General features: G+C 65.8%; 3 protein-coding genes and 1 pseudogene. 3 read left to right on the top strand and 1 reads right to left on the bottom strand.

Annotated elements, in window-relative coordinates; translation table 11 throughout:
• The 3 genes and pseudogenes from Q0L94_RS05010 to Q0L94_RS05000 form a co-directional block, all read left to right on the top strand.
• Nucleotides 1-390, top strand: a pseudogene (locus Q0L94_RS05010) (TonB-dependent receptor); the annotation flags it as partial.
• A gap of 24 nt (nt 391-414) precedes the next feature.
• A complete protein-coding gene (locus tag Q0L94_RS05005) occupies nt 415-870 on the top strand; it encodes a copper chaperone PCu(A)C (protein ID WP_296750723.1) in 456 nt (151 codons plus the stop codon).
• Nucleotides 871-1,249: 379 nt separating this feature from the next.
• Nucleotides 1,250-2,536, top strand: a complete 1,287-nt coding sequence (locus tag Q0L94_RS05000; RefSeq protein WP_296750720.1) for an FGGY-family carbohydrate kinase — start codon at nt 1,250-1,252, stop codon at nt 2,534-2,536.
• A 99-nt stretch (nt 2,537-2,635) separates the two neighbouring features.
• Here the strand turns inward: Q0L94_RS05000 and Q0L94_RS04995 are convergent, their stop codons facing one another.
• Nucleotides 2,636-3,259: a ferredoxin--NADP reductase gene (locus tag Q0L94_RS04995; protein WP_296750718.1), complete on the bottom strand. Its 624-nt coding sequence runs from the start codon at nt 3,257-3,259 to the stop codon at nt 2,636-2,638.
• Between the last annotated feature and the right edge of the window lie 48 nt (nt 3,260-3,307).

The following is a 3,307-nucleotide window of genomic DNA, read 5'->3' as shown; positions in this document are numbered from 1 at the left end:
GGCGAGAACCGCGATACCGGCGACAACCTCTACAACATCATGCCGCTCAACGCCAGGCTGACGCTGACGCACAAGCTGCGTGGCTGGGACAACGCCGCCGAACTGGTGATGGTCAGCCGCAAGGACGACGTGTCCGCGATGCGCAACGAGATGGAAACCCCCGGCTATGCGCTTCTCAACCTGCGCGGCAGCCACTCGTGGAAGAAGCTGCGTGTCGACTTCGGCGTGGAGAACGTGTTCGACCGGCTCTACTACCATCCGCTCGGCGGTGCCTATATCGGTCAGGGCACGACGATGACCAGCCAGGCGGTCGCGACCGTGCCGCAATGGGGCACCCCCGTTCCCGGCATGGGCCGTTCGATCTACACTGCGCTCAATGTCCAGTTCTGAGGGCTCCACTTCGAGGAGAAACGGATGAAAGCCTTGCTTGCCGCCGCATTCCTGGCCAGCACCGCCAGCCTGCCCGCCGGGGCCGTCAATATCGGCGTGACCGACGCGTGGGTGCGCGTCACCATGCCGGGGCAGCCGGTCAGCGGCGCCTACATGCAGATCCAGGCCGATGCCGATGCGAAGTTGATCGGCGCATCCAGCCAGGCGGTGCCGCGGGTGGAAGTGCACGAAATGAAAATGGACGGCGGCGTGATGCGCATGCGCGAAGTGAAGGCGATCGACCTGCCGCAAGGCAAGACCGTCACGCTCAAGCCCGGCGGCTTCCACATCATGCTGATGAACCTGGAAAAACCGATTGCGGCCGGCGACGTCGTTCCGCTCACCCTGGTGGTGGAATCCGGCGGCAAGCGGCAAACGGTGGAGGTGAATGCGGTCGCGCGCGCCGCCCGCATGGGCGGCGCGGCGCATCAGCATCACTGAGGCCGCGCGTTCGCCCAGCGGCTGGCCGCGCTGAAGGCCGTTCGGCCTGAAGCCCGGCACGCCCCATTCCGATCCGCAATGCGCATCGCGCATGCGGCATGCCGGATTAGGGCGTGTTAACACTAATTTCGCGTCCGCGTTGCCGCGAGAAAGCGATGGATGCAAGGCGCGTCGCGCTGGCAAGGGCCATCCCTTGCCAAGCGGCGCAACGCCGCAGACGCGCTTTCTCGGGGCAACCCGAAGGGACGGGCCGATTCGGGCGCATGCCTTTGTCGCGAGCCGCTTGCAGTGAACGACACTGCAGCGCGTCTCGCTTCGCGGCCTGCATCCCGAATCGGCCTCGTCGCAGGTGTGAAATCAGCATTAGCAGGCCCTAACTTTGTATTTTCTCGGCATCGACTTCGGAACCTCGGGTGCGCGCAGTTGCGTGATCGACGCCGACGGAATGATCGTTGCCGAGGACAAGCGCGACTTCGGCACGCTGGAAGACTACGAGCGCGCCGGCATCTGGCGCGAGGCGCTGTGGGACCTGGTTGCTTCGCTGCCGCCGGCGATCCGCTCGCAGCTGTCGGACATCGCGCTCGACGGCACCTCCGGCACTGTGCTCGCCTGCGACGAGGAACTCAGCCCACGCCATCCGCCGCTTCTGTACAACGACGACCGTGCGGTCGACGAGGCCGCGCTGATCGCCAAAACCGCCACCCCCGGCCACCCGGCCGCCGCCGTCACCTCCGGGCTCGCCAAGGTGCTGTGGCTGAAAAAACGACTCGGCCTCACTGGCGCGCGGCTCTACCTCAACCAGGCCGACTGGCTCTCCGGGCTGCTGACCGGCCGGGTCGGGATGACCGATTACCACAACGCCCTCAAGATGGGACTCGACCTCGACGAGCTGAAATGGCCGGCGTGGGTGGATTACCTCGCCGACGTCGGCACCCTGCCGGTACCGGTTGCGCCCGGCTTGCGGCTCGCCACCGTGGCGCGCCCGCGCGCGCGCTACCTCGGCGTGAATCCCGGCTGCATGGTGCACGCCGGCACCACCGATTCCATCGCCGCTTTCCTCGCCGCCGGCGTCAGCCAGAGCGGCGACGCCGTCACCTCGCTCGGCAGCACCCTGGTGCTGAAGCTGCTGTCCGACAGCCGGGTGGAATCGGCCGGGCACGGCGTCTACTCGCACTGGTTCGGCGACCGCTGGCTCGCGGGCGGCGCGTCCAATTCGGGCGGCGCCGTATTGCGGCAGTTCTTCGACGACCGCACGCTTGCCGCGCTGAGCGAACGCATCGACCCCGCCGTCGCCAGCCCGCTCGACTATCTGCCATTAGCGAAAGCCGGCGAACGCTTCCCGGTCAACGATCCCGGGCTTTCCCCTCGCCTGACGCCACGTCCGGCCGACGACGCCGAATTTCTGCACGGCCTGCTGGAAAGCCTGGCGCGCATCGAGGTCTGTGGCTACGGATTGCTCAAGGAACTGGGCGCCACGCCGGTACGCCGGGTCGAAACCGCGGGGGGTGGCGCACAAAACCCTGTATGGATGCATATCCGCCGGCGTCTGCTGGGAATTCCGGTCGCGCGCGCCGCGCACACGGAAGCCGCCTACGGCGCCGCGCTGCTGGCGCGCGACGGCTCGCACCGTTTCGTCTCCCCAGCGACCCGAGGCCATCGACTCTAGGGCGTGTATCAAGCCTGAATCCGGGCGCCTCCGTTGTTTCGGCAAGAAACATTCATGTCGCGCCAGCCGGGGGCGCGCGCTTCGCGTGTGTCGGGACGCTCAGTGATATTTTTCCATGCTGACATGACCGGGCTCGCGCCGGCGATGCCGCTTCATCCCGCGTTTTTCCAGGCTGGCCAGGGTGTCCTGCAGCATGCTGGAATTTCCGCAGAGCATCACATGGGCCAGTTCCGGTGTCAGTTCCAGGCCGGTTTTTCGCTCCAGTGCGCCGCTTTCGATGCTGGCGGGAATCCGTTGACATAGATGGCCGTCGCAGGGCTCACGGGTGATGAACGGAACGAACTGGAATTGCGCGGGGTGACGCCGCCGTATTTCCTCGATGGTGTCCTGATAACTCAGTTCGTCCCGTGTGCGAACCGAATAACCCAGCACGACTTTCTCGAACCGCGACCAGGGTGCAGCGGTTTTCAGGATAGAGAGAAAAGGGCCGATCGCAGTACCCGTGGCGAGGAGCCAGAGGTGGCGGGCTTGGGGAATTTCATCCAGGGTGAGGAATCCATTCGGTGCGGGCACGACCCAGAAGCGTTCTCCTGGCTGAAGCTGTGCCAGGCGAGGTGAGAGCGGGCCTTCGCGGACGACGTTGAAATAGATCTCATGCGGCCTCTCGTCGGGCGCATTGACCATGGAATACGGGCGCCCGATGCGTTCGCCGGCGATGTCCATCCCCGCGCGAATGAACTGGCCCGCATTGAAAGGATCCAGTTCGGCTTC

Source organism: Thiobacillus sp., assembly GCF_024708915.1.
The sequence above is the reverse complement of the archived record's forward strand: the minus strand, read 5'-3'. Positions and strand labels throughout refer to the sequence as shown.

Coding starts and splice junctions, on each gene's coding strand:
- Q0L94_RS04995 (WP_296750718.1), bottom strand. CDS start 3,259: ATGGACATCGCCGGCGAACGCATCGGGCGCCCGTATTCCATGGTCAAT.
- Q0L94_RS05005 (WP_296750723.1), top strand. CDS start 415: ATGAAAGCCTTGCTTGCCGCCGCATTCCTGGCCAGCACCGCCAGCCTG.